A 4,641-nucleotide genomic window follows, 5' to 3' on the forward strand; every position below is an offset into this window, starting at 1 on the left:
GGACGCTACGCGTAGCTTGCTTCCACGAAGTGGTACGACAAGCTACCTCGGCTGCCCTCGGCACAAGTCAGGAAGCATCGGGGTTTAAATAAGAGTCTGAAACTCTCTTCTCTACGAGACGCTGCCCTTCTCTACGAGACGCTGCGCGAACGGCAAGGTGACACAGTGAGCTAAGACCTGTCGAACTGCTCAGTGACCACGCGAACAATGCGTAAATTTTGAATTGTTAATTATCCGGTTCTAAGTTAGAAAATAGCTTCTGCCAATCGATAGAGTTAACAGTATTATCTCCCTGTTTTACCTCAAACGTGACATGACAAGCGATCGCTAGTTTTAGCGCTTGTACACAAAGTTCTGCCACATCCTCACGGCTGATTCTACCCTTAATATTATCGCCTTGCTCAAATATTAATTCCTTACCTCCTGCTTCCTCAGTTAAAGCACAAGGTCTAATAATCGTATAAGGAATTCCGCTTTCTCTTAAACTATCTTCTCCCTTTAACTTCCAAGTTAAAATTCCTCCCAATTGGTCATTTAATTTCACTGCTGGCGGTTCTTCATCTAAATTAATGCCAGGCCGTCCGGGACGAGTCACACCTGCTGAACTGACGAGGATAAATTGTGGTAAAGTTGTCCCGCCGTAAGCTTTAATTGATTCCAACTCTAAAGCAAAACCACCTGGAGAAAATTTGGGATTTAAAGCACCATCATATTCAAATTTGCTCAACATCAGTTGGAATGAACAAATTCTATTCTGCTCAATTGGCGGCGCATCCTTGACAATTTTTGCCCGAAAAACGGGAATCAAATCTGCAAAGGGAATATGAACATCTATCCAGGTATTAGCTACGGTATCGAAAGAATAGCTGTAGCCAATGCCATCCCATTTTGTATCTGTCCGCAGGAAGATTTTATAACGCTGACCGTCACCTTTGACGCGCAATTTTACACCTTCGTAATCAGATAAGTTGAAAGGGGGATCAAAATTTTTAGTTCTGATAGAAGCAAATCCGCCAGAGTTATCCGTGGAGACATTACCAGCAAATAAAGCTGCATTTTCTACTAATTGGATATTACTGGCACTCACGCCACCCATGACGACATCATCCAACGCCCCCCAGTTATCCTTTAATTCTGCTGATGGCTTTGTGAAATCAAATATCGGTTTTTCCTTTGCTTGGGGTAAATATTTTGCCCCCGCTTGGACTAAATTTTTCACACCTTGATATTCTACATTTTCTGGGGTGTCGCCAACAATTTCTGGTTGGTAGAATTTAACACCTTGATAATATTTAGCTCTATCTGCTGTGTCTCCCTCAACTGGTTGCACGCGCACTGCTGTACAACAAACTACAGCTTGGATATCAGCCATAACTAAAGGAGTTAAAGTTTCTGGTTGAGTGATATCCGCAACTACCAAGTCTATATCATTACCAAGAATTGACCGCGCTTTCTCAATGTCTCGAACTAGGGCGCGAACTTTATAACCTGCTTCGAGCGATCGCTTTACGACTCGTTTACCTACACCACCTGTTGCACCTGCTACTAATATTACACCCATGTTTGTTCCTCCATTGGGTCTATCTTGATTATCCTTAGAACGCCCTTGGATTAACTGCTGTACCCAGTTAAGGAAAGGAATTACCTCAAAGTAAGTCAGGGTTTCGATAAACCTGCCTAAATCCCATTGAGAACGATTTTTGTCAGTCATCTTTGCGTCCTCATAACTTTCTTCAGTTTAGCCCAATGAGCTAGTTATATTGTCAGGACTTACGCAGAGGTAACGGAAAATCGTAGATGCATTCGCGGAGCGTCTCGTAGAGAAGCAGCTTGCCGCAGGCTACCACAGAGGACACGGAGGAATAAGAGTTTCAAAGAGTTCTTGCGTAAGTCCTAGTTGTCTTTAAGCCAGTCCCCACACTTTGATTGTTAATTGCCGATCGTCTAGTTGACAATTAAATATAATTAAGCTAAATCTTGAGCATTTCATGCGATTGCTCAATCACGTTAGGATACTTAATTAGGTGTTCCTAATCAAACGGTAATTTACTTATGAGCCAACTTGAAAACATTCAAGCTGAGTACGAAAAGTTTCCTGAAGAATTTGAGAGTGTAATCATTAGCACCGTGAGCGCCCAGGCAATACCCAATGCTAGTTATGCTCCGTTTATAATGGATGATTCTAAGAATATCTACATTTACGTCAGTGGCCTTTCGACTCATACCAAAAATCTCTATGCCAATCCGCATATTAATGTCTTGTTTATCGAGGATGAAGCTAAGAGTAATTTAATTTTTGCTCGTCGCCGTTTGAGTTTTGATTGTACGGCAACTTTGATAGAACGTGAAACTGACGATTGGAATCAAATTGTTGAGCAATTTCAAAGGCGATTTGGTGAAATTATCGATGTTTTGCGCGGCTTGTCTGACTTTCGGATTTTCCAGCTAACTCCCAGTGAAGGCCGTTTTGTAGTTGGTTTTGGCGCAGCTTATCACATCACTGGTAATAACCTCCATCAACTTGTTCAGATCACAGGAGATAATGACCAAAAGCAAGGTTAACAATTAAAAATTGTTTGTCCAGCGTTTCGTAGAGAAGATAGTTTCGGACTCTTATTTAAACTTAAACTAAACTTTGGAATTTTATGCTTCAGTTTCAACCTCCTGGCTTTGGACATAAAGTCATCCATACATCCTTGGGGGCAATGGTTTACTATACCCAAACGAATGCGCCTTGGGCGTTTGCTGATACTGAAGATTTGCGCCCACTATTGTTTCTGCATAACTTTGGTGGTGGGGCGTCTGCATATGAATGGTCTAAAGTTTATCCGGCTTTTGCCTCTAATTACCACATTTTAGCCCCCGATTTAATCGGCTGGGGAGAATCGGCTCATCCAGTCCGTGATTATCAAATTAAGGATTATCTCAGTACGATCGCCGAGTTTATCATCCAAACTTGTCGCCAGCCCGTGACTGTGGTAGCCTCGTCTCTAACAGCCGCTTTTGCTATCCGCCTAGCTATTGTTCAACCCAATTTATTCCAAGGGCTGTTTTTGGTGTCCCCTTCTGGATTTGATGATTTTGGACAAGGTGCTGGACGCAGACTTCCGCTTTCGGTGATCAATACGCCTCTGTTGGACAATTTTATTTACATCCTGGGTGCTGAAAATGAAATTGCAGTCCGAAACTTTTTACAAAGTTTTCTTTTTGCCAAGTCACAACGAATATCTCAAGAGATGGTGGAGGCTTATTTAACCTCTGCACAACAAGCTAATGGCAAGTTTGCCGCCTTGGCATTTTTGCGAGGCGATCTTTACTTTGATCTGAGTTTATATATTCAGCAACTGACAATTCCCACGGTGATTTTTTGGGGAGAAAAGGCACAATTTACCAGCATCAAACTAGGACGACGATTAGCAAATTTAAATCCAAGTGTAATTCGAGGTTTTTATGCGATCGCAGATGCCGGAATATTACCTCATTTAGAAATACCAGAAGTTTTTATTGGTCTATTGCAACGGTATCTTTAGAGGATGTTTGAAAAGTTGCCTTGTTATGCAAACTCTCTAGATAAAGGCAGTATTGCTCTGCTTGTACCCATAGACGAATTGCAAATATTCATGCATCTAATACTGTTTGAGTTTAATTATGATACAAATACCTTGGTAGGGGCACGGCAATGTTCCCTACGCGAAATCTATATGTATCAGGGTTTCAGTGAAATGGTATAACAAGTCACCTCTTCCCCAAGATTTAAAAAGTCTTTCTTTTTTATAAGTGAGATATGCCTTTTGTTAGAAGGATAATTATCTTTTTATAGTTAATCTTTACTTGTACTCCAAAAAACAAGCTAATTGGCATGATAAATTTGATTTCTAGGACGATTGGTCATATCAGTTCCCTGCTTAAAGGACTTCAGGTAAAATCTTTTTTGGCTGTTGTCCTAGTTGGTTTTCTAGTGCTGACGACGAATGTTGCTAATGGGCGCAATGACAAAGGATTAGCTGAGAGAGTTCGAGAACAGGTAGAGCAAAATGATGCTCAAAGACCAAAAACAGTTGGTCAGTGGAATAAAGAAGCTCGTGAAACCGAAGGTTCTCCTGGTGAACGACTTCAAAAGATTGGACAGCAGTCAGGAGAAGCCCTTAAAGAATTTGGAGGTGGGTACGTAGAAGGTGCTCAGAAAACTGCTAGTGATGTAGGCGACAGTGCAGCACAGACAGGCAAAGATATCTCTAACAAAGTTGGACGCTAAATATGTTACAATCTTCTATTGGCAGCGAGTGCTAATAACTTTTCGCCAATAAATGAGTAATAATAGTTACGGTGGTGTCTAAGCACCGAATTCTAATACTTGGGTAATGCGCTTACCCTTCCTGATGAGAGATTGTAGCGTTTCTCAGTTGGATAAAATATAGGCATTAAATAGGGTAGCATAGTTAGCTGTGCTACCCTACTGCGTATTGCATCCAAAGCAGAATTTTTAGATGATAGCCAGCAGCGATCGCTCTCCTATTGCTAAATTAACTAAGCCAACCAGTAACAACAAAAGAACCAGCAGCAAAATAACTATAGGCGCACTAAGGTAATCGGCATTTAAATTGCAACATAGTCACTATTACCCTTGTTTTTTATTTTTCG

At 41.2% G+C, this 4,641-nt stretch carries 4 protein-coding genes; 3 read left to right on the forward strand and 1 reads right to left on the reverse strand.

Annotated features, from left to right (window positions below; translation table 11 throughout):
* Window positions 1-226: 226 nt before the first annotated feature.
* Window positions 227-1,711 carry a CIA30 family protein gene (locus HWQ38_RS13840; protein ID WP_292794389.1) on the reverse strand — a complete coding sequence of 495 codons (1,485 nt, stop codon included), beginning with the start codon at window positions 1,709-1,711 and terminating at the stop codon, window positions 227-229.
* A gap of 341 nt (window positions 1,712-2,052) precedes the next feature.
* Here HWQ38_RS13840 and HWQ38_RS13845 point away from each other — a divergent pair, with 341 nt between their 5' ends.
* The 3 genes from HWQ38_RS13845 (at window position 2,053) to HWQ38_RS13855 (ending at window position 4,255) form a co-directional block, all read left to right on the forward strand.
* Window positions 2,053-2,562 carry a HugZ family protein gene (locus tag HWQ38_RS13845; protein WP_292794391.1) on the forward strand — a complete coding sequence of 170 codons (510 nt, stop codon included), beginning with the start codon at window positions 2,053-2,055 and terminating at the stop codon, window positions 2,560-2,562.
* Window positions 2,563-2,645: 83 nt separating this feature from the next.
* Window positions 2,646-3,530 (forward strand): alpha/beta hydrolase, encoded by an 885-nt coding sequence (locus tag HWQ38_RS13850; protein ID WP_292794394.1) that lies wholly within the window; start codon window positions 2,646-2,648, stop codon window positions 3,528-3,530.
* Between the two features lie 329 nt (window positions 3,531-3,859).
* Window positions 3,860-4,255, forward strand: coding sequence for a hypothetical protein (locus HWQ38_RS13855; RefSeq protein WP_292794396.1), 396 nt, complete (start codon window positions 3,860-3,862; stop codon window positions 4,253-4,255).
* Window positions 4,256-4,641: the final 386 nt, after the last annotated feature.

Origin of the sequence: Nostoc sp. NMS7 (genome assembly GCF_017115085.1) — a bacterium.
Lineage (GTDB): Bacteria > Cyanobacteriota > Cyanobacteriia > Cyanobacteriales > Nostocaceae > Nostoc.